Annotated in this window: 23 protein-coding genes; 5 read left to right on the top strand and 18 right to left on the bottom strand. The window is 71.9% G+C overall.

Annotation, left to right across the window (positions count from 1 at the left end; all coding sequences use genetic code 11):
• Positions 1–80 precede the first annotated feature (80 nt).
• Positions 81–2,144: a RecQ family ATP-dependent DNA helicase gene (locus QSK10_RS22910; protein ID WP_285664994.1), complete on the top strand. Its 2,064-nt coding sequence runs from the start codon at positions 81–83 to the stop codon at positions 2,142–2,144.
• Positions 2,145–2,547: 403 nt separating this feature from the next.
• Here the strand turns inward: QSK10_RS22910 and QSK10_RS22905 are convergent, their stop codons facing one another.
• The 7 genes from QSK10_RS22905 to QSK10_RS22875 form a co-directional block, all read right to left on the bottom strand.
• Positions 2,548–2,946, bottom strand: a complete 399-nt coding sequence (locus QSK10_RS22905; protein ID WP_432705356.1) for a VOC family protein — start codon at positions 2,944–2,946, stop codon at positions 2,548–2,550.
• 122 nt (positions 2,947–3,068) lie between these two features.
• The gene (locus QSK10_RS22900) at positions 3,069–3,692 is read right to left on the bottom strand and encodes a fascin domain-containing protein (RefSeq protein WP_285664993.1); all 624 of its coding nucleotides are present in this window, start codon (positions 3,690–3,692) and stop codon (positions 3,069–3,071) included.
• Between the two features lie 172 nt (positions 3,693–3,864).
• A complete protein-coding gene (locus QSK10_RS22895) occupies positions 3,865–4,233 on the bottom strand; it encodes a YrdB family protein (protein ID WP_285664992.1) in 369 nt (122 codons plus the stop codon).
• 11 nt (positions 4,234–4,244) lie between these two features.
• Complete coding sequence (locus QSK10_RS22890) at positions 4,245–5,147, bottom strand: hypothetical protein (RefSeq protein ID WP_285664991.1); 903 nt, start codon at positions 5,145–5,147, stop codon at positions 4,245–4,247.
• Between the two features lie 38 nt (positions 5,148–5,185).
• Positions 5,186–5,803: an SMI1/KNR4 family protein gene (locus tag QSK10_RS22885; protein ID WP_285664990.1), complete on the bottom strand. Its 618-nt coding sequence runs from the start codon at positions 5,801–5,803 to the stop codon at positions 5,186–5,188.
• A 59-nt stretch (positions 5,804–5,862) separates the two neighbouring features.
• A complete protein-coding gene (gene serA / locus QSK10_RS22880) occupies positions 5,863–7,458 on the bottom strand; it encodes a phosphoglycerate dehydrogenase (RefSeq protein ID WP_285664989.1) in 1,596 nt (531 codons plus the stop codon).
• A gap of 229 nt (positions 7,459–7,687) precedes the next feature.
• Entirely contained in the window at positions 7,688–8,395 is a 708-nt protein-coding gene (locus tag QSK10_RS22875; protein ID WP_285664988.1) for an SDR family oxidoreductase, read from the bottom strand.
• Between the two features lie 32 nt (positions 8,396–8,427).
• On the opposite strand from QSK10_RS22875, the gene QSK10_RS22870 reads away from it, so the two are divergent.
• Positions 8,428–8,883, top strand: coding sequence for a hypothetical protein (locus tag QSK10_RS22870; protein WP_285664987.1), 456 nt, complete (start codon positions 8,428–8,430; stop codon positions 8,881–8,883).
• Here the strand turns inward: QSK10_RS22870 and QSK10_RS22865 are convergent.
• The 3 genes from QSK10_RS22865 to QSK10_RS22855 all read right to left on the bottom strand — a co-directional run bounded on the left by QSK10_RS22865 (position 8,867) and on the right by QSK10_RS22855 (position 13,565).
• On the bottom strand, positions 8,867–10,414 hold the full coding sequence (locus tag QSK10_RS22865; RefSeq protein ID WP_285664986.1) for an MFS transporter: 1,548 nt from the start codon (positions 10,412–10,414) through the stop codon (positions 8,867–8,869). The genes QSK10_RS22870 and QSK10_RS22865 overlap by 17 nt on opposite strands.
• A gap of 56 nt (positions 10,415–10,470) precedes the next feature.
• Positions 10,471–11,037, bottom strand: coding sequence for a TetR/AcrR family transcriptional regulator (locus tag QSK10_RS22860; RefSeq protein ID WP_285664985.1), 567 nt, complete (start codon positions 11,035–11,037; stop codon positions 10,471–10,473).
• 155 nt (positions 11,038–11,192) lie between these two features.
• Positions 11,193–13,565, bottom strand: coding sequence for an ABC transporter permease (locus QSK10_RS22855; RefSeq protein WP_285664984.1), 2,373 nt, complete (start codon positions 13,563–13,565; stop codon positions 11,193–11,195).
• Positions 13,566–13,680: 115 nt separating this feature from the next.
• On the opposite strand from QSK10_RS22855, the gene QSK10_RS22850 reads away from it, so the two are divergent.
• The gene (locus QSK10_RS22850) at positions 13,681–13,824 is read left to right on the top strand and encodes a hypothetical protein (RefSeq protein ID WP_285664983.1); all 144 of its coding nucleotides are present in this window, start codon (positions 13,681–13,683) and stop codon (positions 13,822–13,824) included.
• Here QSK10_RS22850 and QSK10_RS22845 read toward each other — a convergent pair.
• The 3 genes from QSK10_RS22845 to QSK10_RS22835 are packed head-to-tail and all read right to left on the bottom strand — an operon-like array spanning position 13,821 to position 16,120.
• Positions 13,821–14,477, bottom strand: a complete 657-nt coding sequence (locus QSK10_RS22845; protein ID WP_285664982.1) for a response regulator — start codon at positions 14,475–14,477, stop codon at positions 13,821–13,823. The two genes, QSK10_RS22850 and QSK10_RS22845, sit on opposite strands and share 4 nt — an antisense overlap.
• Positions 14,474–15,625 (bottom strand): sensor histidine kinase, encoded by a 1,152-nt coding sequence (locus QSK10_RS22840; RefSeq protein WP_285664981.1) that lies wholly within the window; start codon positions 15,623–15,625, stop codon positions 14,474–14,476. Before QSK10_RS22840 ends, QSK10_RS22845 begins: the two co-directional genes overlap by 4 nt.
• 9 nt (positions 15,626–15,634) lie before the next feature.
• Complete coding sequence (locus tag QSK10_RS22835; RefSeq protein ID WP_285664980.1) at positions 15,635–16,120, bottom strand: GNAT family N-acetyltransferase; 486 nt, start codon at positions 16,118–16,120, stop codon at positions 15,635–15,637.
• A 97-nt stretch (positions 16,121–16,217) separates the two neighbouring features.
• Between QSK10_RS22835 and QSK10_RS22830 the strand changes: the two genes are divergently transcribed.
• Both QSK10_RS22830 and QSK10_RS22825 read left to right on the top strand, forming a co-directional pair.
• Complete coding sequence (locus tag QSK10_RS22830; RefSeq protein WP_285664979.1) at positions 16,218–16,385, top strand: hypothetical protein; 168 nt, start codon at positions 16,218–16,220, stop codon at positions 16,383–16,385.
• 30 nt (positions 16,386–16,415) lie between these two features.
• Entirely contained in the window at positions 16,416–16,925 is a 510-nt protein-coding gene (locus QSK10_RS22825; RefSeq protein WP_285664978.1) for a hypothetical protein, read from the top strand.
• Between the two features lie 352 nt (positions 16,926–17,277).
• On the opposite strand, the gene QSK10_RS22820 is transcribed toward QSK10_RS22825, so the two are convergent.
• The 5 genes from QSK10_RS22820 to pip form a co-directional block, all read right to left on the bottom strand.
• The gene (locus QSK10_RS22820) at positions 17,278–17,511 is read right to left on the bottom strand and encodes a hypothetical protein (protein ID WP_285664977.1); all 234 of its coding nucleotides are present in this window, start codon (positions 17,509–17,511) and stop codon (positions 17,278–17,280) included.
• Positions 17,512–17,737: 226 nt separating this feature from the next.
• Positions 17,738–18,751 (bottom strand): ketol-acid reductoisomerase, encoded by a 1,014-nt coding sequence (gene ilvC, locus QSK10_RS22815; RefSeq protein WP_285664976.1) that lies wholly within the window; start codon positions 18,749–18,751, stop codon positions 17,738–17,740.
• A gap of 45 nt (positions 18,752–18,796) precedes the next feature.
• Positions 18,797–19,312 carry an acetolactate synthase small subunit gene (gene ilvN / locus QSK10_RS22810; RefSeq protein ID WP_285664975.1) on the bottom strand — a complete coding sequence of 172 codons (516 nt, stop codon included), beginning with the start codon at positions 19,310–19,312 and terminating at the stop codon, positions 18,797–18,799.
• An 82-nt stretch (positions 19,313–19,394) separates the two neighbouring features.
• The gene (locus QSK10_RS22805; protein WP_285664974.1) at positions 19,395–21,242 is read right to left on the bottom strand and encodes an acetolactate synthase large subunit; all 1,848 of its coding nucleotides are present in this window, start codon (positions 21,240–21,242) and stop codon (positions 19,395–19,397) included.
• Positions 21,243–21,535: 293 nt separating this feature from the next.
• Positions 21,536–22,492, bottom strand: a complete 957-nt coding sequence (gene pip / locus QSK10_RS22800) for a prolyl aminopeptidase (RefSeq protein WP_285664973.1) — start codon at positions 22,490–22,492, stop codon at positions 21,536–21,538.

The raw sequence follows: 22,492 nt of genomic DNA, 5'->3' as shown, positions 1-22,492 counted from the left end.
CCCGTCTTATGGGATGCCGGTGTCGCACGCACGTGTCCCGGTCGTCGCCTTTGTCGGACCCGCCTGGTACCAATGACGGCATGACCGACGACCTGAGGGACCGCGCCGAGGCGCTTCTGCGCGACCTGGCCGGGCCCGACGCGCGCCTGCGCCCCGACCAGTGGACCGCGATCGAGGCGCTCGTGGTGCACCACCGCCGCGCCCTGGTCGTCCAGCGCACCGGCTGGGGCAAGTCCGCGGTGTACTTCCTGGCCACGGCGCTGCTGCGGTCGGAGGGCGCGGGCCCGACGGTCATCATCTCCCCGCTGCTGGCGCTGATGCGCAACCAGATCGAGGCCGCCGCCAAGGCGGGCGTGCACGCCGCGACCATCAACTCCGCCAACGTCGACGACTGGGAGCGGGTCAGCGAGGACGTGCGCACCGGCTCGGTGGACGTCCTGCTGGTCTCCCCCGAGCGGCTGAACAACCTGGAGTTCCGCGAGGCGGTGCTGCCGGGCCTGGCGCGCACCGCAGGGATGATCGTCATCGACGAGGCGCACTGCGTCAGCGACTGGGGCCACGACTTCCGGCCGGACTACCGGCGCATCCGCGACCTGCTGGCCGGGCTGCGTCCCGACATCCCGGTGCTGGCCACCACCGCCACCGCCAACGCGCGCGTCACCCACGACGTCGCCGAGCAGCTGGGCGAGGGCACCCTGGTGCTGCGCGGCCCGCTGGACCGCGAGAGCCTGCGGCTGTCGGTGGTCCGCACACCGGACGCGCCCACGCGCCTGTCGTGGCTGGCCGAGCGGCTGCGGGAGCTGCCGGGGTCCGGCATCGTCTACTCCCTCACCGTGGCCGGCGCCGAGCAGACCGCCGAGTACCTGCGCGAGCAGGGGCACGAGGTCCGCGCCTACACCGGCAAGACCGATCCCGACGAGCGCCTGGCCGCCGAACGCGAGCTGCTGAACAACGAGGTCAAGGCGCTGGTGGCGACCTCGGCGCTGGGCATGGGCTTCGACAAGCCCGACCTGGGTTTCGTCGCCCACCTGGGCGCGCCGTCCTCGCCGGTGGCCTACTACCAGCAGGTCGGCCGCGCCGGTCGCGGTGTCGAGCGCGCCGAGGTGGTGCTGCTGCCCGGCCGTGAGGACGCCGACATCTGGGCCTACTTCGACTCGATGGCCTTCCCGCCCGAACGGCTGGTCACCGAGGCGCTGCGGGCGCTGGCCGAGCCGATGACGATCCCGATGCTGGAGACGCGGCTGGACCTGTCGCGCTCGCGGCTGGAGATGATGCTGAAGGTCCTCGACGTCGAGGGCGCCGTGCGCCGCCTGCCGAAGGGCCGCTGGGAGGCCACCGGCGAGCCGTGGTCCTACGACGCCGACCGCTACGGCCGCATCGCGGGCGAGCGCAAGGCCGAGCAGGAGGCGATGCGCGCCTACATCGACACCGACGAGTGCCGGATGGCCTACCTGCGCGGGCAGCTCGACGACCCCGAGGCCGCGCCGTGCGGGCGCTGCGACAACTGCACGGGCACCCGCATGGACGCCTCGGTGGCCTCGACGGAGGCCGCGCGCGAGCGGCTGTACCGGCCGGGGGCCGAGCTGGCGCCGCGGCGCATGTGGCCGTCGGGACTGGCCGGGCTGGGGCTGTCGGGGAAGATCAAGCCGGAACTCCAGGCCGCCGAGGGCCGGGCGCTGGCGCCGAACCTGTACGTGGGCTGGGGCCAGCGGGTCCGGGCGCTGCTGGAGGCCGACGGGCCGGTGCCCGACGACGTCCTGGCGGCGGTGCTGGGGCTGCTGCGCGACTGGGGCATCGCGCGCCCGGGGGCGGTGGTGTCGATGGCGTCCTCGGGGCGTCCGGAGCTGCTGTCCTCGCTGGGTTCGCGCATCGCCGAGGTCGCGAGCATCCCCTACCTTGGCGCGCTGGCCTACCGGGCGGGCTCGCCCGGCAGGCAGTTCAACTCGGCCAAGCGCGTCGCGGCGGTGTGGAACACCCTCGACGTGCCCGCCGAGGTCGCGGCCGCCCTGCCGGAGGTGGCCGGTGACGTCCTGCTGATCGACGACGTCGCCGACACGCGCTGGACGATGACGGTGGCCGCGCGGCTCCTGCGCGAGGCGGGCGCGCCGGGAGTGGTGCCGCTGGCACTGGCCGTGGAGGGCTAGGGCCCGGCCCGCGCATCACACCCGGGCCGCGGCGGGCTTGCGGCATGCCGAGGCCGCGCCGCTCAGTACGCCCCGGTGCCGAGTGGCCTCAGAGGTACGGCATCACGCCCACCGGGCTCCAGCCGCGAAGTCCCCTCACCCCAGGACCCTCCTCGCGACCAACTCAGCCTCGAAGCCGTCCCGGCCTGAGACCCCGATACGGCTCACGGCGAACACCGGGCCTCACCGGCGCCGCATCACGCCCACCGGCACCCGACCGCGAAGCCGCTCACCCAAGGACCTTCCCCGCGACCAGGTTCGGCCTCGAAACCGCCCCGGCCAGACACCCCGATACGGCCCGCCGCGAACACCGGGCCTCACCGGCGCCGCATCACGCCCACCAGACCCCACCCGCGAGCTCCCCTCACCCCAGAACCCTCCCCGCCACCAGCTCGGCCTCGAAGCCGTCCCGGTCGGCGATGTAGGCCGCGTAGTGCCCGGGGCCGCCGGCGAAGGGGTGGCGGTCGGCGTAGAGCAGCTCCCAGCCGTACTTGGGGGCGTTCTCGGTGAGGCGGTCGACGGTGTCGGTGTCCTCGGCGTGGAACGCGAGGTGGTTGAGGCCGGGGCGCAGCCGGTTGTGGCCGCAGTCGGTCATGTCGGTGGAGCGCTCCATCACCAGGTAGGCCTCACCGTGCCGCCAGGACACGCCGCTCTTCCAGTCCTGGAAGGGCTCCCAGCCCAGCTCGCCGAGCAGCCAGCCCCAGCTCTCGCGGGCGCGTCGCAGGTCCGGCACCCACAGTTCGACGTGATGAAACCCGCCCACACGAATCCCCTTTCCCGAGGCCCACCGCTTTTTGCGCAATGCGAAATGACCGAACCCTACCCGCCCGTCCCGGCGCGCAAAAAGGGCCGCCGATCACTGACCGGCGGCCCTCGGAAGGGGTCTTACCAGATGTAGAGCTCCCAGGGCCCGAGCGCCGAGGCGCGGGCCCGCAGCATGCCGTAGTCGCCGCCGGAGTAACCGAGCTCGGCGGACACGTACAGGCCGTTGGCCTGCGAGGTGATCACGAGCCGGCCCCCGCCCGGAGCGGACGAGGTGTAGAAGATCTCCCAGGGGCCGCGCACGCTCGCGCGGGCCCGCAGCATGCCGTAGTCGCCGCCGGAGTAGCCCAGTTCGGCCGACACGTACAGGCCGTTGGCCATGGACGAGATGTCGGTGACGCCGGTACCGGGGTCACGGCAGACGACGTAGCGCTCCCAGGGCCCGACCGCGGTGGCCCGTGCGCGCAGCATGGCGTAGTCGCCGCCGCTGTAGCCGAGCTCGGCCGAGATCCACCGGTTGTTGGCGGTGGAGTAGATGGAGATGTTGATCCAGCAGGGTACGGCGGTCGGGGCGACGCCCGCGGCGTCCGCGACCGCGTGCCGCTGCGCCTCGACCACCGCGTTCCCGGTCCCGGGTGCCACGAGCGCCGGCCCGGTGGGCGGGGCGGCGTCGGCGGCGGGCGACGCGATGAAGGCCATGCCTGCGGCGACGGCGGTGAGGACGAGCGCACGGAGAACGCGCCTCATGTCTTACCTCCTTTGCGGGCCGGCCCCGGCGGCCGGTCCGCAAGCGACGCTATGGGCGCGGCGAGATCATCCACAATGGATAGTCACTATCTGAGAACATGTCCTGACGCACAGTGAAGATCGGGGTAGCAGTGCTGGTAGCGGACAGGGTCCTATGGCACGGGTTCGCGGATTAGCGCCGCAGCAACCAGCCGATCCGGTCCCGGGCGAGCACGTAGTAGACGGCCAGGACGACGCCGGAGGCCAGCGCGAGCCACGGCAGCCCCGCCAGCCACAGGGCACCGGCGCCACCCCACAGCACCACGGCCTCCACGAGGATCCGGACGGCGCCCGGCACCGGGACCGGGGCGTCGCCCTTGCGGCTGGGATCGCCCGGCACGGCGAAGACGCCCCACAGGGTCATCGCCAGCACCGGCAGGGCGGCCACGAGCAGGTAGCGCCACGGGGTCCCCGTCACGCGCCAGCCGAGGACGCCGAAGGAGGCGACGGCGATCAGTTCCAGGCAGAGCCGCAGGGCGAGCATGAGCGGTTTGAGCGACACATCGCGGGACCCTACCGCTGCCCCCACACCGCCGGCATGGCTCCCTGCGGGACGTCCTTGGCGTCCAGCTCGAAGACGACGAGGAAGCGCACGTTCCCGTCACAGTCGATCGTGGTGTCGCGCACCAGCTCGGCCTGCAGCACCGTCGGGGAGACCAGCAGCCGCGCCTTCTTCTCCGCGCAGCCGTCGAGGAGGTAGGCGACGCGCTCCTTCCCGGCGGGCGTGGGCTCGTCCAGGACCACCACGTCGCTCTCGGAGGCGCCGTGCGCGACGAACTCCTCCCGCAGGCTCTTGGCCTTGTCGTCGCGCAGGAAGACGGGGGCGAACCGGGTCTCGTCGAGTCCCGCGATCGGCACGAACGCGATCTGCTTCCCGGGGCCCGCCGCGTCCACCACCGGCTGCCCGTCGATCTTCTTGACGCCCGTGACCGACGCCTTCGGCACCGCGAACTGCGCGTAGGCGGTGTAGGCCCGCACGCACTCCCCGGGCACGCTGCCCGTGCCGGTGAACACCGAGATCAGCTCGTCGCCCTGGCGCCGCAGCTCGGCCTTGTCGGTCTTCTGGCAGCCCGTCGTCCGCGAGACGGCCACATAGGCCATGCCCTCCTCGGCAGGGGTCGCCGGCTTCGGCGCCCGCGGCTCGCTGATGCCCGCGCCGCTCTTGGCCGCCAGCCATCCCCGCACCACGTCGGGGTCGACCGGCGCGTCCGAGAACGTCCCCGGCACCGCCACCGACCCCTCCGGCTCGAACGCGACGACCCGCTGCCCCGCGACGGGGTCCCCCGTCCCCGCCGGCGGCTCGCAGGCCAGGCCGGTGATGGCGTTGTCCGAGCACGGCATGGCGGCCCCACCGCAGGCCGTGAGGAACCCGGCGGCGAGGAGCAGGGGCAGGGCGAGAAGACGGGATGGCCTCATGGTGGTGGGACGCGTCGGGGCGGGAGATCGGTTCCCGCTCAGGGGATGCGGCGGGTATCGCCCCAGAGAACGTGCCCCTGCCCCTCGGCGTCCATGAAGGTGTAGGCGGCGCGCGCCGACGGATGATCGGCCAGGTCTTCGGGGAACTCCGGGCAGGGCCGCTCGCCGGTGAGCAGACCGGTGAGGAATGCCGCGAAGCCACGGCCACTGTGCCACCAGCTGCCGCCGTCGGTGACGACCACTTCCCATTCGCGAGGGTCGGGTGCGGTCAGGAAGGTGCAGTAGTCGCCGTTGTCGCTCTGCCCGAAGAAGAGCAGCCCGCCGGGCGCCGGATAGAAGGGCAGGGCGGGCCGATGATCCACGATGCTCCCGTCATCGCCGGTGATCTCGCGGCCGAACTCCTCGGCGACCTCACGGACCTCCGCCAGGACGTCGATCTCCAAGTCCACCGAGACCGGGAAATCCAGCGGGTTGTCCAGGTGCAGGAACTTGAAGAGGTAGAGCGACGGGTACTCCTCCGCCCACATCTTGTAGTCCACCGGGAACTCCAGCCCGAGCGCCGTCTCCACCTCCGCCCACGTGTGCGGCGTCGCCATGCGCGGCAGTGGGCCGACGAGGTCCCGGAAGCGCGCGTAGTCCTCTTCGAGTGAGCTCATGTCCCGTCCCCGGTACGCGAAAGCGGCCCCGGGGTCCCCCGGGGCCGCTTCATCGAACCCTAGTCGTCGGTGAGCGTCACCGTCGCCGCCCGCGTCGCCCCGACCGCGTTCGCCACGCGGTCCAGGAGGTCGGCGGGGAGCTCGTGGTCGACGGCCACGGCCATGAGGGCCTCGCCGCCGACCTCGCGGCGGGCCACCTGCATGGCGGCGATGTTGACGCCGGCGTCGCCGAGGGCGCCACCGAGGACGCCGACCACGCCGGGACGGTCGTTGTAGCGCAGGATCAGCAGCGGGCCGTCGGCTTCGAGGTCGATGTCGAAGCCGTCGATCTCGGTGAGCTTGAGGACCTCGCGGGGGCCGCTGGTCACGGTGCCGGACACGCTGGTCGCGCGGCCGTCGGTGAGGGCGCCGCGGACGGTGATCTGGTTGTGGAACTCGGGGCTCTCGGCGCTGGTGAACAGGCCGACGTCGACGCCGCGCTCCTTGGCCAGGAGGGGCGCGTTGACATAGGTGACCTGGTCGGCGACGCCGGTGAACAGGCCCTTGGTGGCGGCCAGCTGGAGCACCGACACATCGGAGGCGACCACGTCGCCGCGGACCTCGACGGTCACCGACTGGGCGGCGCCGCCCGACACGGCGGTGAAGACCTTGCCGAGGCGCTCGGCCAGCGGCAGCAGCGGGCGGACGTCCTCGGCCACGAGGCCACCGGCCTGCACGTTGACCGCGTCGGCCACGAACTCGCCCTTGAGGGCCAGCTTGACGCTCTTGGCCACCGCGAGCCCGGCGTTGTCCTGGGCCTCGACGGTGGAGGCGCCCAGGTGCGGGGTCACCACGACCTCGTCGAGCCCGAAGAGGGGCGAGTCGGTGCACGGCTCGGTGGCGAACACGTCGATGCCGGCGCCGGCCACGCGGCCCTCGGCGATCGCGTCGGCGAGGGCCTGCTCGTCGAGGAGGCCGCCGCGGGCGGCGTTGATGATGCGGACGCCGGGCTTGACCTTGGCGAGGTTCTCCTTGCCGAGGAGGCCGACGGTCTCCGGGGTCTTCGGCAGGTGGATCGAGATGAAGTCGGAGACGGCCAGCAGCTCGTCCAGCGACAGCAGCTTGATGCCCAGCTGGGCGGCGCGCGCGGGCTGGACGTAGGGGTCGTAGGCGACGATCTTGGTGTCGAAGGCGGCCAGGCGGGTGGCGAAGAGCTGCCCGATCTTGCCCAGGCCGATGACGCCGACGGTCTTCCCGGCGATCTCCACGCCCGTGAAGCGCGAGCGCTTCCACTCGCCCGACTTCAGCGAGGCGTTGGCGTTGGCGGTGTGGCGGGCGCTGGCCAGCAGCAGCGTGACGGCCTGCTCGGCGGCCGAGACGATGTTGGACGTGGGCGCGTTGACCACCATGACGCCGCGCGCGGTGGCGGAGGGCACGTCGACGTTGTCCAGCCCGACCCCGGCGCGGGCGACGACCTTCAGCCGCGGCGCGGCGGCCAGGGCGGCGGCGTCGATGCGGGTCGCCGAGCGCACGATGACCGCGTCGGCGTCGGCGATCGCGTTGTGCAGGGCGGGGATGTCGGTGCCGTCGACGTCGCGGACGTCGAAGTCGGCGGTGAGGACCGCGACCGCGGAGTGCGCGAGCGGGTCGGCGATGACGACGACGGGGCGGGTCACGGGAACCAGGGAAGTGTTCGACACGGCGTACCTCGCGGCCTAGACGCTGCTGGGGGACGGGGCGCGACGCTGCGCTCGCCAATGTGGTGGCCATTGTTACGGGCGTGGCGAAGGGTTCACTCCACGGACATCCCCGCAAGTGCAAGATGTCACTGGATCGATCCAGAAAGACCCGTCACCCCGGTCAGGACCGAAGTGGGTGGGCGCGCGTTACCAGGGCTCTGTTCACTCACCAGGGCAGTGGTTCGCCGTGGCGGAAGAACCCGCCGGTGGGGCCGCCGTCGGGCAGGCGGACGGCCCACAGGACGCTCGCCGCGCCCTCGGCGACCGGCCCGCCGCCGGGCCCGCCCATGTCGGTGGCGATCCAGCCGGGGCAGACGGCGTTGACCAGGATGTGGTCGGCGCGCAGGTCGTCGGCGAGCATCCGGGTGAGCGCGTTGAGTCCGGCCTTGGACATGCCGTAGGCGGGTGTGCCGCCGCCCATGCCGGCCAGCGAGCCGCTCTCGCTGGACACGTTGACCACGCGCGGGTGCTGCGCGCGGCGCAGCAGCGGCACGAGGGCGGCGGTGAGCCGCCAGGGTCCGTAGACGTTGGTCTCCATGGTCTCGCGGACGACGTCGAGGTCGGCGGTGAGCGCGTGCTGCCAGGTGTCGTAGTTGATGGCGGCGTTGTTGATCAGGACGTCGAGGCGCCCGTACTCGCGTTCCAGGTGCCGCACGAGGGGCACGGGGTCGGAGGTGACGTCGTGGGCGTACCAGTCGACGCCGATCTCGGCGGCGGTCTTGGCGGCCTTGGCGGGGTCGCGGGCGGTGAGGACGACGCGGTATCCACCGTCGGCGAGCTTGCGGCAGACCTCGCGGCCGATGCCCCGGTTGCCACCGGTGACGACGGCGACCTGGGCGCTGTCACCCCGGCTTTTGTCACGTCGTGTCGTCACGGTGTCGCCCTCCGGGGGTGGTAGAAGCAGGTGTGGCGAATCTACCTCCGTCGACGGTGAAGTCCTCGGCTCACGCCTGCCGGGCGCTGGTGGTGCCGATGGCCGGCGCGGTCGGGGTGGCGCTGACGCGCATGGGCGCGGGGAAGATCGCGATGGTCTTCCTGGTGGCCGCCCTGGTCCTGGCGGTGCTGACCTTCGCGGGCCCGGCGCTGATGCTGGGACGCGGCTCGCCCGGCGGGGTGATCGCGGTGGCGGTCGCGCACGCCGTGGGCTGCCTGGGCGCGATCCCGGGGATCGTGCCGGAGGACGTGGTCTCGCCGTGGGTGTTCCAGGCGTGGCTGGTGTTCGCGCCGATGACCTTGTGGATCCTGGTGGCGCTGTGGCTGCCGGGCAGCCGGGAGTGGCTGGCGTGGAAGCGGCGGGCGCGGGAGTCCGCGCCCGCCGTGGCGGAGCAAGAGGCCGAGCCGGAGGCTAGTGCGCCCCGGTGACCGAGAGGTCCTTCGGCGTCAGCAGCCACACGGTGACCGCACCGACGAGCATCAGGACGCCCCCGGCGATGCCGGTGACCTGGAGCGACGTGGTGAACGACTCGCGCGCCACGTCGGCCAGTCCGCTCGCCCCGGCCTGCTCGGCGACCGCGATGGCCCCGCCGAGGCTCTCGCGGGCGGCCTCGGCGGACTCGCCGGTGACGCCGGACGCGGCCAGCTCACCCGTCGAGAGCCCGTTGCGGTAAACCAGCGCGGCCACGCTGCCCAGGATCGCCACGCCCAGGGCGGCGCCCAACTCGAAGCTGGTCTCCTCCAGGGCGGCGGCGTTGCCGGAGCGCTCGGCCGGCGAGCTGGCCATGACCGCCGCCGAGCCGATCGCCAGCGAGGACATGCCCACGCCGACGAAGAGCATGCTCACGGCCAGGAACGGGTAGGTCAGCGGCGCCGGGGCGAAGAACAGGACCAGGAACCCGGTCGCGCTCATGAGCAGGCCACCGGCCATGACGGTGCGGGTGCCGATCCTGGCGGCGATGGCGGGCGCCAGCGGCGAGAGGATCCCGGCGGCGATGGCGACCGGCAGCAGGTGCACGCCCGCCTCCAGCGCGCTCATGCCCTCCACGAGCTGCATCCACTGCGCCAGCAGCAGCATCATCGCCGCGGTGGCGATGCTCGTGGTGAGCGCCGCGATCAGGCCCGCCGACAGTCCGCGCCGCTTGAGCAGCCGGATGTCCAGGATCGGGTCGGGCCGGTTCAGCGACCGCCGGACGAACCAGCCCAGCGCGATCGCGGCGACGGCGGCCGAGACCAGCGCGGCCGGGTCGGCCATGCCGTGCTTGCCGAAGTTCTTGATGGCCAGCATCAGCGCGACCATGCCCACGATCGACAGGCCGGTGCCCAGCGCGTCCCAGCGCACCACGGCGCCCTTGGACTCCGGGAGCAGGAAGTAGGCGGCGACCAGCGCGACGGCCATGATCGGCACGTTCACCAGGAACGCCGAGTGCCAGCTGAAGTGGGTCAGCAGCGCGCCGCCCGCGATGGGCCCGAGGCCGGAGCCCACGGCCGCCATCGAACCCCAGATGCCCAGGGCGACGGCCCGCTCCTTGCCATCGGTGAACAGGTTGCGGATCATCGACAGCGTCGAGGGCATGATCAGCGCGCCGCCGACACCCAGCAGCGCCCGGATCGCGATCAGCGCGGCGGCGTTGTCGGCGATGAGCACCAGCGTCGAGGCGAGCCCGAAGACGGCGAAGCCGACCATGAGCATCCGCTTGCGGCCGAAGCGGTCGGCGATCCCCGAGGCGGTGACCAGTAGTCCGGCCACGACCAGCGGGTAGATGTCGACGATCCACAGCAGCTGGACCGAGCCGGGCCGCAGCTGCTCGGAGATCGACGGCAGCGCGACATTGAGGATCGTCATGTCCATGACGACGATCAGCAGGCTCGCGCACAGCACCGCCAGCCCCACCCAGCGACGCGGGTTGAGGGCCGGAGTGGGCGTATGTCGGCCGGTGACGGGCAGGGTGGTGGTCATGGTGGTGCTCCAGACAAGCTCAGGAAGTGGTACGTGAAACGAATGTGGCGAGGGGGCTAGGAAGCGCCGCACCCTCGCAGGAAGGACTCCCGCAGGAGCCGCTCGGCGTCGCGGACGGCCACGTCCCCGCGCCGCAGGGCCTCGCGCAGGCCCACCAGGAGCCCGTAGCTCATGTGCCCGATCCACACCGGGGGCAGGTCGGCGCGCAGGACGCCAGCCTTCTGCGCGGCGGCGTAGAACTCCTGCTCGCGCGTCTGGCAGCGTTCCACCACCTGGGCGAGCTCGTCGTCCTGCTCGAAGACCACGTGCTCGGTCAGCACGAAGCCGAACTCCTCGACGTCGCGGATGTTGTGGTGGCACAGCCGGTCGATGGCCGCGCGCAGGGCCTCCGGTGAGCCGTCGGCGACGGCCTCGGCCAGCCCGGCGTCGTCGAGGACCTGCGTCCAGCTCTCCGTCGACATCCGCCCGAGGTGCGCCATGAGCGCCTCGCGGCTGGCGAAGTTGCGGTGCAGGGTGGCCCGCGAGACCCCGGCGGATTCGGCGATCTCGGCCATGGAGGCGGCCGGATCGGCGTTCAGACGCCGGATCGCGGCGCGGGCGATCTGCTCACGACTGGCGACCATGGCCACCTCCTCAAGGGCATGATGAGAACTGGACGTCTCGAATGAAACAAGCTTGTCTCAAACGATACGTCCAGGTCTCACATTTGTCACGCGGCCTTGAGGCTCTGGTGATCAAGGGCACCCGTGGGGGCTCCCGGCCGGGAGCCCCCACTCCCCTACTCCCCCGAGAGGGCGGTGACGATGGGCTTGCGGGTCGCCCGCGAGGCGGGCAGCACCGACGCCAGCAGCGCCGCCACCGACATCGCCCCGACCAGCGCGGCCAACCGTCCCCACGGCGCCACGAGTCCGGCGTCGGAGACCTCGCCGAGCAGCCGGACGGTCGCCGCGCTCACCGCCAGGCCCAGCCCCAGCCCCAGCGCCACCCCCACGATCGCCACCAGCAGCGCCTCCACCGACAGCATCGCGCGCATCCCCGCGCGGCTCACCCCCAGCGCCCGCAGGACGCCGTGCTCGCGCCCGCGCTCGGCCACCGACAGGGTCAGCGTGTTGGCGATGCCGACGAGCGCGATGAACACCGCCAGGGCCAGCAGCGCCATCACCGAGGCCAGCAGCCGGTCGAGCCCGGCGGTGCGGGCCTCCTTGAAGGCGTCGACGTCCATGACGGTCAGCCCCGGGTAGTCCGCCACGGCCTCGCGGACGAACTCCGCGTCGCCGCCGACCAGGCTCAGCTCGGTGACCGGCGCGTCCGGCATCAGCGCGGCGGCGTCGGGCGCGGTGACCAGGACCAGCTCGCCGGGCATCCCCGAGACCCCGGCGACGGTGAACGCGTGCCCGGCCAGGACGAGCTTCTCCCCCGCCTTCTTGCCCACGCCCTTGGAGACCACCGCCTTCCCGGGGGCCAGCCCCAGCCCGGGTTCGGACTTCTCCAGCAGGCCCGGGTCGGTCCCCACCACCCGCAGGCCGCCGATCTCGCCGGTGCGCGCGGCGTGGACGAGGGTGAAGCGGCCGCTGTCGCGCAGCCGGGCGACCAGGGCGTCCGGGACGTCCTGGCCCTGCACGGTCACGTCGGCGGGGAAGTTCTTCTCCGCCTCGCGGTCCAGGGCCGCGGAGATGCTGGCGGCGCCGATCATCACCGAGGACACCAGGCTCACGCACAGGATCAGCGTCGTGGTGGTCGCCGCGACCCGCCGGCGGTTGCGGGCGGTGTAGGAGACCGCCAGTTTGGCCCAGCCCCCGAGGCCGTGCAGGGGCCGTCCGACGATCCTGGCGAGCGCGGGCACGATCGCGGGCCCGAGGGCGACGAGCCCGAAGAAGCCGGTGATCCCGATGAATCCCACCTGCGGTACCGAGGCGGGCAGGAGAAAGGCACCCGCGGAGGCCGCCAGCAGCACCAGCCCGGTGAGCACCCGCACGCGTCCCACCGGCCGGATGGTCTCCGTCGCGGTCGCCGAGAGGGCCACCACCGGTGGGACGCGCGTCCCCCTCCACGCGGGCAGCAGCGCCGACACGACCGTCACCAGGACGCCCGTGGCGAACGCGACGCCCAGGGTGCGCGGCTCGATGACGAAGGCCGAGCCGAAACCGAGCCCGAGGTTGCCCATGACCAGCGACAACAACGCGGCGATGCCGATGCCCGCGCCGAGCCCCACGAAGGCGGCCGCGGCGCCGATGACGGCGGCCTCGGCGAGCACCGACGCGAAGGTCTGCGCGCGGGAGGCGCCGATCAGCCGCAGCAGCGCGATCTGGCGGGCGCGCTGGGCCATGACGATCGTGTACGTGTTGGCGATGACGAATCCGGCGGCCAGGATCGCCACCAGCACGAACAGCAGGAGCCCCTTCTCGATCATGTCGACGTCGCGGTAGGCGTCGGCGAGTTCGAGCTCGACGATCTCGTCGTGGCCCAGGACGGACCCGCCGGGCCCGGCGGCCTTGGTGAGGGCGGCGACGAGGGTGGCCTCGTCCACGCCGGGCGCGGCCACCCGCAGCTGCCGGAAGCCGGTGTCGCCGTTGAGGGCGAGGGCGTCGGCGGGGGCCACGCCGATGACGGAGCGCCCGGCGACGCGGGTCTTGGACACGTCGATGACGCCGACGAGGGTGAAGGACCTGGTGGCGCCGTCGCCGTCGGCGCCGACGGGGTCGCCGAGCTCGAAGCCGTAGTCGGTGTAGGTCTCGGCGTCCAGGACGGCCTCGCCGGGGCCGGGCGTGCGGCCCTCGACGAGGTCGTAGGGGGTGAAGACGGGGTTCTGCGGCATGGCCGCGATCCAGCCCATGGGGGGACGCCGGGTGGGCTCGGCGGGGCTGGGCAGGACCGAGCCGGAGGCGAAGAGCGCGCCTTCCACGGCGGTGACGCCCGGGACCTTCCGCAACTTGGCGAGCGCGGCGTCGCCGAAGCCGTCGTGGTCTTCGGTGTAGACGCCGGCGTCGGTGCCCCGGTACAGGTCGGAGGCCTGGGCGCGCATGGCGTCCTTGGCCCCATCGGTGAAGATGAAGGTGCCCGCGATGAACGCGACGCCCACGACGACCGCGAGCGCGGCCAGCGCCTGTCGCGGCACGTGGGAGAGGGCGGTGCGCAGGGTCAGCTTGAGCATGTCCCGACGCTATGGCCGGGGCGGGCCCGGCACCTCGGGCCGAGTGCCGAGATCGGGTTGCTCGGGGGGCGCAAGATCCCGGTGGATCTTGCGCCCTAGGGCGTAGGGTTCGCGCATGTGGTCGAACGAGCCCCCTGGTGACGAGCGTCCTCCCCCACGTCCGCTGAGGGGGTGCGCGTGGGTGGCGATCCTGGGGTCGATCACGCTGATCGTGGTGGCGTACCTGGCGCTGGAGCAGATCGGGGACGCGATCCGCTAGGTACCGGGCCTGATCAGCCCCGACTCGTAGGCGAGGACGACGAGCTGCACCCGGTCGCGCAGGCTCAGTTTGGCCAGGATCCGGCGCACGTGGCTCTTGACGGTCGCCTCGGCCACGCCGAGGTCGGCGCCGATCTCCAGGTTGGAGCGGCCCCGGGCGATCTGCAGGACGACCTCGCGCTCGCGGGCGGTGAGCCCGGCGAGGCGGTCGCCGCCGGTGGGCGGCGCGGCGAACTGGGGCGCGAAGCGGTCCAGCAGGCGGCGGGTGATGCGGGGGGCGACGATGGCGTCCCCGGCGACGATGACGCGGACGGCGGTGAGCAGCTCCTCGGGGGTGCCGTTCTTCAGGAGGAAACCGGCGGCCCCGGCGCGCAGGGCCGCGAAGGCCTCCTCCTCGGCGTCGAAGGTGGTCAGCACCAGCACCTTCGGGCCCTCGGCGAGCGCGGTGAGGTGCGCGGTGGCCTCGATGCCGTCCATGACGGGCATGCGGACGTCCATGATGACGATGTCGGCGGCCGTTTCGCGCAGCAGCGCCAGGGCCTGCGCGCCGTCCCCGGCCTCGCCGACCACGGTCAGGTCGGGCTGGGAGTCGATGACCAGCCGCAGGCCGGTGCGCACGAGCTGCTGGTCGTCGACCAGCACCACGCGGATCACGGGGCGTCCGGGATGGTCGCCAGGACCCGCCAGCCCACCGGCAGCGGGCCCGCCTCGAACACCCCGCCGTAGACGGCGACGCGTTCGCGCATGCCGGCCAGGCCGTGCCCGCCGGGTCCGGCCTCGCGGATCGCGCGGCCGTGGTCGGTGATCTCGATGCGGGTCTCCCCGTGGGCGCGCGCGACGTCGATGTCGACGCGCGTGCCCGGTCCGGCGTGTTTCAGCACGTTGGTGAGGGCCTCCTGGACGATCCGGTGCACGGCGAGCGCGACGCCGACGGGCAGTCCCGCCAGGTCACCGGAGACGCGGACGGTGGTGTCGAGCCCGACGCCGCGGGCCCAGTCGGCGAGCTCCCCGACGCGGTCGCTGCCGAGGGGCCGCCGGTGCGGGGGATGCGGGTCGGCCTCGGGCGGTTCGCGCAGGACCCCCACGAGGCCCTGGAGCTCGGCGAGGGCGGTGCGCCCGGCGTCCCCGGCGGCGGTGAGCGCCTTGCGCGCCCCGGCGGGGTCGCCGTCGATGGCGTAGGCGGCCCCGTCGACCTGGGCGATCATCCCGGCGAGGGCGTGGGCGATGACGTCGTGCATCTCGCGGGCGATGCGGGCGCGTTCACCGGCGGCGGCGGCCTCGGCGAGGTGCCGCTGCTCGCGTTCGAGGACGGCGGCGCGCTCTTCGAGGCCCTGCGCGTACAGGCGTCCGGTGCGCGCGTTGAGGCCGACGGCCCACACCGCCACGGCGAACGCGCCGAGCATGAGCGCCTGCCGCCACCACCCGTCCCACGCCGGAAGTGAGGCCAGCACCGCCGCGATGACTCCGCCCACCCCGGCGGCCATGACCTGCCAGAACCGCGCGGCGTACTTGGTCACGGCGTGCACCGCGATGAGCACGCCCACGTCGTACAGGCACGGCGCCAGGTAGGTGACCGTGCCGTCGTAGTTGCTCAGGCTCAGCACGACCTGCGTGCACCCCAGCGCCGCCACGGCACATGCCGTGGCCACCGGCCGCGTCCGCCGCCAGAACAGTGCGCCGCCCATGACGACGCCGATGCCCACCATCACCGGCGAACGCCCGATGCCAAGCTCGGCGAGCGCGAGCCCGCTCACCGACAGCGCGATGAGCAGGTCGAACAGGCGGGAACGCGGGGACGGCACCCGTCGAGGTTAACCGGCCGCCGCCCGCACCAGAATCACGAAGTCGGCGCCCCTGGGTGAGGAGAACTCCGCGACGGCCGCGAAACCCAGCCTGCCGACCACCGTCAAAGCCCGCGTGTTGAACGCGGCGACCGTGATCCGCCACAACCGCGGGGAGTGGACGGTCTCGCCGTAGGCCAGGCCCGCGGCGATGGCGGCCCCGCCCAGCCCCCTCCCGGTGAGATCGGGACGCAGGCCACCCCCGGTGTCGAGGACACCGTCCAGCCCGCCCGGATGGATCGCCGCGTCGTCGTACGGGCCACCCGGAAACCGCCCGTCCGGGCCGAAGGAGCGAAACCCGGCGAGCTCGCCGTCGTGGTCGAGGGCGACGAAGCCGTTGGCCGGGTCGAGGAGGTAGTCCGGCTCGTCATCGCCGTCGTAGACGTCGTAGGGGGCGGGGTAGCGCCAGGAGGCGATCGCGGCGGCGTCGGCGGGGGTGATGGGGCGGATCTTCATGGGGGTATGGAACCCCGGGACGGGGGTGGGGGCGAGGGGTTTTCAGGCCACCGCACGCTCACGCGTGACGGCACACTCCTGGCCACCCTCGGCTACCGTGACGACCGCTGACCCGCGCCCGCACCTCTCCGAACACCGCGGCCACGGCCTCGCCGCCGAGCCGGTGGAGGTGGCCGTCGCCGGCATCGCCGCCCGCGGCGACCGCCGGGTGGAGGCGGTGCGCCGGTCCGTGGCATACCCGGAGCGGCAGGGGTTGTCGCGGTGAGGATTTGCCGACCGTCACTACCGTGTGCACGTGCCCGATGACAAAGAGATCAACTCCCTGAAGCGCGAGACCGACCGCCTGTGGCGGGAGGTTCTTCGCATGCGCCGCTACGACCCGATCCGCCGCCTGTACGCCGCCGCCGCGCCGTTTCCCATCCTGTTCTTCTTCGTGCCCACCGTCACCGTCGAGCGCATCGAGGGCGGCCACCGCGACTTCTCCCTCGCCGACGTGCTGCCCCGGGGCCACGGCCTGGCCCTCCTCATGCTGGTGATGATCACGACGATCCTCGTCCTGCTGATCCACGGCGCCGCGACCGCCCGCGCCACCACTGGCCCGCCCGTAACCCTGATCGTCCTGAGCGCGGGCATGACGCTGATGCTGCTCACACGGCCGGGCTTCTCGTCGCGGCCCTCGTCCCTGACGGGAATGGGAGCGGCGGCGGCCGTATTCGCGCTGATGACCGCCGGGGTCGCGGCGGCGCACCTGGTGACGGTGGGGAAGGACCCGGAGCGGAAACGCACATCACGGAAGCGCGGCTGAGCACGGCGAGGGCCGTCCATCCACCGTGGATGGACGGCCCTCATCGGCACCGGCGAGCCGTCTGGGCGCCGATCACGTGGCTACACGGTCTCGGTGTTCCACCCGCGGCTCCGCTTCGCTACGCCGCCTCCGTACTCTGCCTATGGATCACCTCGCGGCTACGCCGTCTCCGTGATCTTCCGCTTCACCCAGAACGCAGCGCTTTCACGGAACATGGTCTAGCGAGTTTGTCACCTATTCCACCATCGCGGTACGGCATACCCAGCCTTCGGCAAGGTCGGCAGCCTCCATGTGCGAGGTGCCCCGATGCCGCGAAACACCGGTCAAGAGGTCTCCGAGACCACAGCAGGCCTTAGCCGTGTCCAGCCGACGCACGCGCGGGACGACCCAGTCTCCTTAGATGCGCTTCCCACCCATCGGCCAGGATCATGGCCGACCGGCCTACCCGATGGAACGCCTCCTCGACTGCATCGTCGGTGAAATCGAGCCTGCCTGCTGCGACGCCAGGTATCCCCGCCTCGTCGATGAACTGATGCGCGAAGGAGTTGCGGCGTTCGGCGAGCCAGGTGGTGCTTTCGAGAAGCATGTCGGCACCCCACCGCGCCCGAGTTGTCATCGCCTATACAGACAACACAATTCAATCCGCCGACATAGCGCACGACCAGGTGACACGACAAAGGCCGCCGCCCCTTCCGGAGCGGCGGCCCGAGCGATCCGACTACTAAGCCGTCTCCGTGCTCTACCCATGGATCACTTCGACGGCTCCGATTCGCTACGCCGTCTCCGTACTCTGCCTATGGACCACCTCGCGGCTACGCCGTCTCGGTGATCTTCCGCTTCACCCAAGGCATCATGTCCCGCAGCGTCGCGCCCACTTCCTCGATGCGGTGCGAGGCCTGGTCCTGGCGGAGTTTGGCGAAGTTCTCGCGGCCGGACCGGTCCTCCTCAACCCACTGGCGGGCGAAGGTGCCGTCCTGGATCTCGGTGAGGGCCTTCTTCATCTCCTGGCGGACCGCGTCGTTGATGATGCGGGGGCCGCGGGTGACGCCGCCGTACTCGGCGGTGTCGGACACCGAGTACCACATGTTCGACAGGCCGCCCTCGTAGATCATGTCCACGATCAGCTTGAGCTCGTGTAGGCACTCGAAGTAGGCGGCTTCGGGGGCGTAGCCCGCTTCGACGAGGGTGTCGAAGCCGGCGCGGACCAGTTCGGCCACGCCGCCGCAGAGGACGACCTGCTCGCCGAAGAGGTCGGTCTCGGTCTCTTCCTTGAAGGTGGTCTTCAGGACGCCGGCGCGGGTGCCGCCGATGGCCTTGGCGTAGGACAGCGCGAGGGCCTGCGCCTGGCCGGACGCGTCCTGCTCCACGGCGATGAGGCAGGGGACGCCCTTGCCGTCGACGTACTGGCGGCGGACGAGGTGGCCGGGGCCCTTGGGGGCGACCATGGCGACGTCGACGCCGGCGGGGGCGGTGATGAGGCCGTAGCGGATGTTGAAGCCGTGGCCGAAGAAGATCGCGTTGCCTTCGGTCAGGTGGGGGGCGATCTCGTTGGCGTAGAGCACCGCCTGCGCGGTGTCGGGGACCAGGATCATGATCACGTCGGCCTCGGCGGCCGCCTCGGCGGGGGTGACCACGCGCAGGCCCTCGTCCTCGGCCTTCGACGCCGACTTCGAACCAGGCTGGAGGCCGACGCGGACGTCCACCCCGGAGTCGCGCAGGGACAGCGCGTGCGCGTGGCCCTGGCTGCCGTACCCGATCACGGCGACCTTCTTGCCGGAGATCAGGCCGAGGTCGGCGTCGTCGTCGTAGAACACTTCAGCGGGCATGTCTGTTGCCTTTCCTGGATATTCGTTCGTGCGAGGTTCGGTCGGCTACGCGGCGCTGCGCAGAGCCGGGGTCGTGATGGCCTTGCTGCCGCGTCCGACGGCGACGAGACCCGATTGGACCATCTCCTTGATCCCGTAGGGCTCCAGGAGCCGCAGCAACGCGCCGAGTTTGTCGGCGGTACCGGTGGCTTCGACGATCACGCTGTCCGGCGCGACGTCGACGACCCTGGCGCGGAACAGTTCCACGGCCTCCACCACCTGCGATCGCGTGGTGGCGTCGGCGCGGACCTTGACGAGCAGCAGTTCGCGCTGCACCGACGAGGACGGTTCCAGTTCGACGATCTTGAGGACGTTCACCAGCTTATTGAGCTGCTTGGTGACCTGCTCCAGCGGCTGTTCGTCCACATTGACCACGATGGTGATCCGGGAGACGCCGGGCTGTTCGGTCTCGCCCACGGCGAGGGAGTCGATGTTGAAGCCGCGCCGCGAGAACAGCGCCGACACCCGGGCCAGGACACCCGGCTTGTTCTCCACCAGGACGGAAAGGGTGTGTGTAGTCATCGCGGCACCTTCCACATATTGCGCTTCGTCGTCGGCGCGAAGAACGTCATGCCCTGTTTTCTGGTTCGCTCGCTGCGCTCACTCACAGGTCGTCCTCGTCGAAGATGGGACGCACGTCCCGCGCGAACATGATCTCGTCGTTGCCGGTGCCGGCGGCCACCATCGGCCACACCTGCGCGTCGGCGCCCACGATGAAGTCGATCACCACGGGCCGGTCGTTGATCGCCATGGCCTCGTTGATGACCCGGTCGACGTCCTCATAGGACTCGCAGCGCAGGCCGACGCAGCCGAGGGCCTCGGCCAGCTTCACGAAGTCGGGGATCCGGCCGCTGCCGTGCGTCCCCAGGTTCGTGTTCGAGTAGCGCTTGTCGTAGAACAGGGTCTGCCACTGGCGGACCATGCCCAGGTTCCCGTTGTTGATCACCGCGATCTTGACGGGGATGCCCTCGATGGCGCAGGTGGCCAGCTCCTGGTTGGTCATCTGGAAGCAGCCGTCGCCGTCGATGGCCCACACGACCTTGTCGGGACGCCCGAACTTCGCGCCCATCGCCGCCGGGACCGCGTATCCCATCGTCCCGGCGCCGCCGGAGTTCAGGAACGTGTACGGCTTCTCGTAGGAGATGAACTGCGCCGCCCACATCTGGTGCTGCCCGACGCCGGTGGCGTACAGCGCGTCCGGACCGGCGATCTCGCCGATGCGCTGGATGACGTACTGCGGGGCGAGCGCGCCGTCGGTGGGACGGTCGTAGCCGAGCGGGTAGCGGCGGCGCAGGTCGTCCAGCTGCGCCCACCACTGCGCGAGGCGGGGCGCTTCGCGTCCGCCGGACTCGGCGAGGGCCTCCACCAGCTGGCCGATGGCGGCCTTGGCGTCGCCGACGATGGGGACGTCGGCGTGCCGGTTCTTGCCGATCTCGGCGGGGTCGATGTCGACGTGGACGATCTTGGCGTCCGGCGCGAAGCTGTCGAGCTTGCCGGTGACGCGGTCGTCGAAGCGCGCGCCGAGGGCCAGGATCAGGTCCGAGCGCTGGAGGGCGTAGACGGCCGAGACGGTGCCGTGCATGCCGGGCATGCCCAGGTGCTGCGGGTGCGAGTCGGGGAACGCGCCGCGCGCCATCAGGGTGGTGACGACGGGCGCGCCGCTCTTCTCGGCCAGCGCGTACAGCTCGTCGGTGGCGCCGGCCTTGAGGGTGCCGCCGCCGACGTACAGGACGGGCCGGGACGCCTCGGCGAGCAGCTCGGCGGCCTGGCGGACCTGCTTGCCGTGCGGGTGCGTGGTCGGCTTGTAGCCGGGCAGTTCCTTGCGCGGCGGCCAGGAGAAGGTGGTCCTGGCCTGGAGGACGTCCTTGGGGATGTCGACCAGGACGGGCCCGGGGCGTCCGGTGGCGGCGAGGTGGAAGGCCTCGGCGAGCACGCGCGGGATCTCTTCGGCCTCGGTGACCAGGTAATTGTGCTTGGTGATGGGCATGGTGATGCCGACGATGTCGGCTTCCTGGAACCCGTCGGTGCCGATCAGGTTGCGCGAGACCTGCCCGGTGATGGCGACCAGCGGCACCGAGTCCATGTAGGCGTCGGCGATGGGCGTGACGAGGTTCGTCGCGCCGGGGCCGGAGGTGGCCATGCAGACGCCGACCTTGCCGGTGGCCTGCGCGTACCCGGTGGCGGCGTGGCCGCCGCCCTGCTCGTGCCGGACCAGGATGTGCCGGACCTTCGTCGAGTCCAGCATCGGGTCGTAGGCGGGGAGGATCGCCCCTCCCGGGATCCCGAAGACGACCTCCACGTCGAGCGCCTCTAGCGACTTGATGAGCGACTGCGCGCCGGTTACCTCGACGCCCGCCTGCCGCTGCGCCGGGAGAGCGGCGCGGCCGGCGAGGGCGAGCGGCGTGGCCGCCGCGGGCGGGTGTGGGACTGGATGCTTGACGGGATCTGTCATGACCTTCATCCGGTTCGCTCGGTGGAAGTTTCTCTGCTGTGAGGTCCTGGGGCGGTTTTCGGGTAACAAAAAACCCCGCGTGCAAGACGCACGGGGGCGGGCGCACCGTCGTTGGAACGACGGCGCGCTAGATAAGTACGAGGCGCTGCGCGGGGGCAGCGCTCATCAAGCATGAACGCACCCGGTAAGACTGCCCGATCTCATGCCATGAGTCAACTCATCCCGGATGCTGAGATGTCGTCGCGGTGGGTGGGAATGGCGTTTGTCACCGGGCCGCGACGACCTCGATGGCGCTATCCGTTGGCGGCGAAGCGATCGGTGGCCGCCAGCACGCTCTCCACCGTCCCCGGGTAGGCGCCGTGCCCGGCATCCTCGACCACGACGAGTTCGGCGCCGGGCCACGCGTGGGCCAGATCGTGGGCGATGTCGATGGGGCCGCTCACGTCGAGGCGGCCGTGGATGAGGACGGCGGGGATGTCTCCCAGAGCGGCGGCACCGGCCATGAGCTCGCCGTCGGCGTACCAGGCGGAGTGGCGCCAGTAGTGGGTGACCAGGCGCGCGAACCGCATGCGGAAGACCGGGTCCAGGTACCGCTCGTCGGGCTCGTAGCCGGGGACGGTGGCCACGTGTGTGTCCTCCCACGCGCACCAGGCGCGGGCGGCCTCCTCGCGCACCCGCTCGTCGTGGTCGGCGAGCAGTTCGGCGTAGGCGTCCACCAGGCGCATGTCGCGCATCGGGGCGGGGACGGCTGCGCGGAAGCGCTCCCACTCGGCGGGGAAGACCCGCCGCATGTCGCCGGTGACCCAGTCGACCTCGCGGCGCGTCGTCTGCGTCACGCTGAACAGGACGGCCTCGCTGACCCGGGACGGGTGGGCCTGCGCGTAGGCCTGCCCGAGCGTCGCGCCCCAGGAGGCGCCCATGATCAGCCAGCGCTCGACGCCCAGGTGCTCGCGGAGCCGCTCGGCGTCGGCGATCAGGTGGGCGGTGGTGTTCACCGAGAGGTCGGTGGTGACGAGCCCGGCGTCGGGTGTGCTGCCGCCGCTGCCGCGCTGGTCGAAGAGCACGATCCGGTAGCGCGCCGGGTCGAAGTAGCGCCGCCAGCCCGGGGTGGCGCCCGAGCCGGGTCCGCCGTGGAAGACCACCGCGGGCTTGCCGGCGGGGTTCCCGCTCACCTCCCAGCGCACGCGGTTGCCGTCGCCGACGTCGAGCACGCCGGTCTCGTACGGTTCGATCTCCGGGTAGCGGCTCAT

The sequence above is a fragment of the Actinorhabdospora filicis genome (assembly GCF_030269765.1).
Lineage (GTDB): Bacteria > Actinomycetota > Actinomycetes > Mycobacteriales > Micromonosporaceae > Actinorhabdospora > Actinorhabdospora filicis.
The sequence above is the reverse complement of the archived record's forward strand: the minus strand, read 5'-3'. Positions and strand labels throughout refer to the sequence as shown.

What these genes read in the sequence shown, in the direction of transcription:
- QSK10_RS22835 (WP_285664980.1), bottom strand. Translation starts at nt 16,120, where the DNA reads ATGAAGATCCGCCCCATCACCCCCGCCGACGCCGCCGCGATCGCCTCC.
- QSK10_RS22855 (WP_285664984.1), bottom strand. Translation starts at nt 13,565, where the DNA reads ATGCTCAAGCTGACCCTGCGCACCGCCCTCTCCCACGTGCCGCGACAG.
- QSK10_RS22860 (WP_285664985.1), bottom strand. Translation starts at nt 11,037, where the DNA reads ATGGTCGCCAGTCGTGAGCAGATCGCCCGCGCCGCGATCCGGCGTCTG.
- ilvN (WP_285664975.1), bottom strand. Translation starts at nt 19,312, where the DNA reads ATGACTACACACACCCTTTCCGTCCTGGTGGAGAACAAGCCGGGTGTC.
- QSK10_RS22820 (WP_285664977.1), bottom strand. Translation starts at nt 17,511, where the DNA reads ATGCTTCTCGAAAGCACCACCTGGCTCGCCGAACGCCGCAACTCCTTC.
- ilvC (WP_285664976.1), bottom strand. Translation starts at nt 18,751, where the DNA reads ATGCCCGCTGAAGTGTTCTACGACGACGACGCCGACCTCGGCCTGATC.
- QSK10_RS22900 (WP_285664993.1), bottom strand. Translation starts at nt 3,692, where the DNA reads ATGAGGCGCGTTCTCCGTGCGCTCGTCCTCACCGCCGTCGCCGCAGGC.
- QSK10_RS22850 (WP_285664983.1), top strand. Translation starts at nt 13,681, where the DNA reads ATGTGGTCGAACGAGCCCCCTGGTGACGAGCGTCCTCCCCCACGTCCG.
- QSK10_RS22890 (WP_285664991.1), bottom strand. Translation starts at nt 5,147, where the DNA reads ATGAGGCCATCCCGTCTTCTCGCCCTGCCCCTGCTCCTCGCCGCCGGG.
- pip (WP_285664973.1), bottom strand. Translation starts at nt 22,492, where the DNA reads ATGAGCCGCTACCCGGAGATCGAACCGTACGAGACCGGCGTGCTCGAC.
- QSK10_RS22910 (WP_285664994.1), top strand. Translation starts at nt 81, where the DNA reads ATGACCGACGACCTGAGGGACCGCGCCGAGGCGCTTCTGCGCGACCTG.
- QSK10_RS22805 (WP_285664974.1), bottom strand. Translation starts at nt 21,242, where the DNA reads ATGACAGATCCCGTCAAGCATCCAGTCCCACACCCGCCCGCGGCGGCC.
- QSK10_RS22885 (WP_285664990.1), bottom strand. Translation starts at nt 5,803, where the DNA reads ATGAGCTCACTCGAAGAGGACTACGCGCGCTTCCGGGACCTCGTCGGC.
- QSK10_RS22865 (WP_285664986.1), bottom strand. Translation starts at nt 10,414, where the DNA reads ATGACCACCACCCTGCCCGTCACCGGCCGACATACGCCCACTCCGGCC.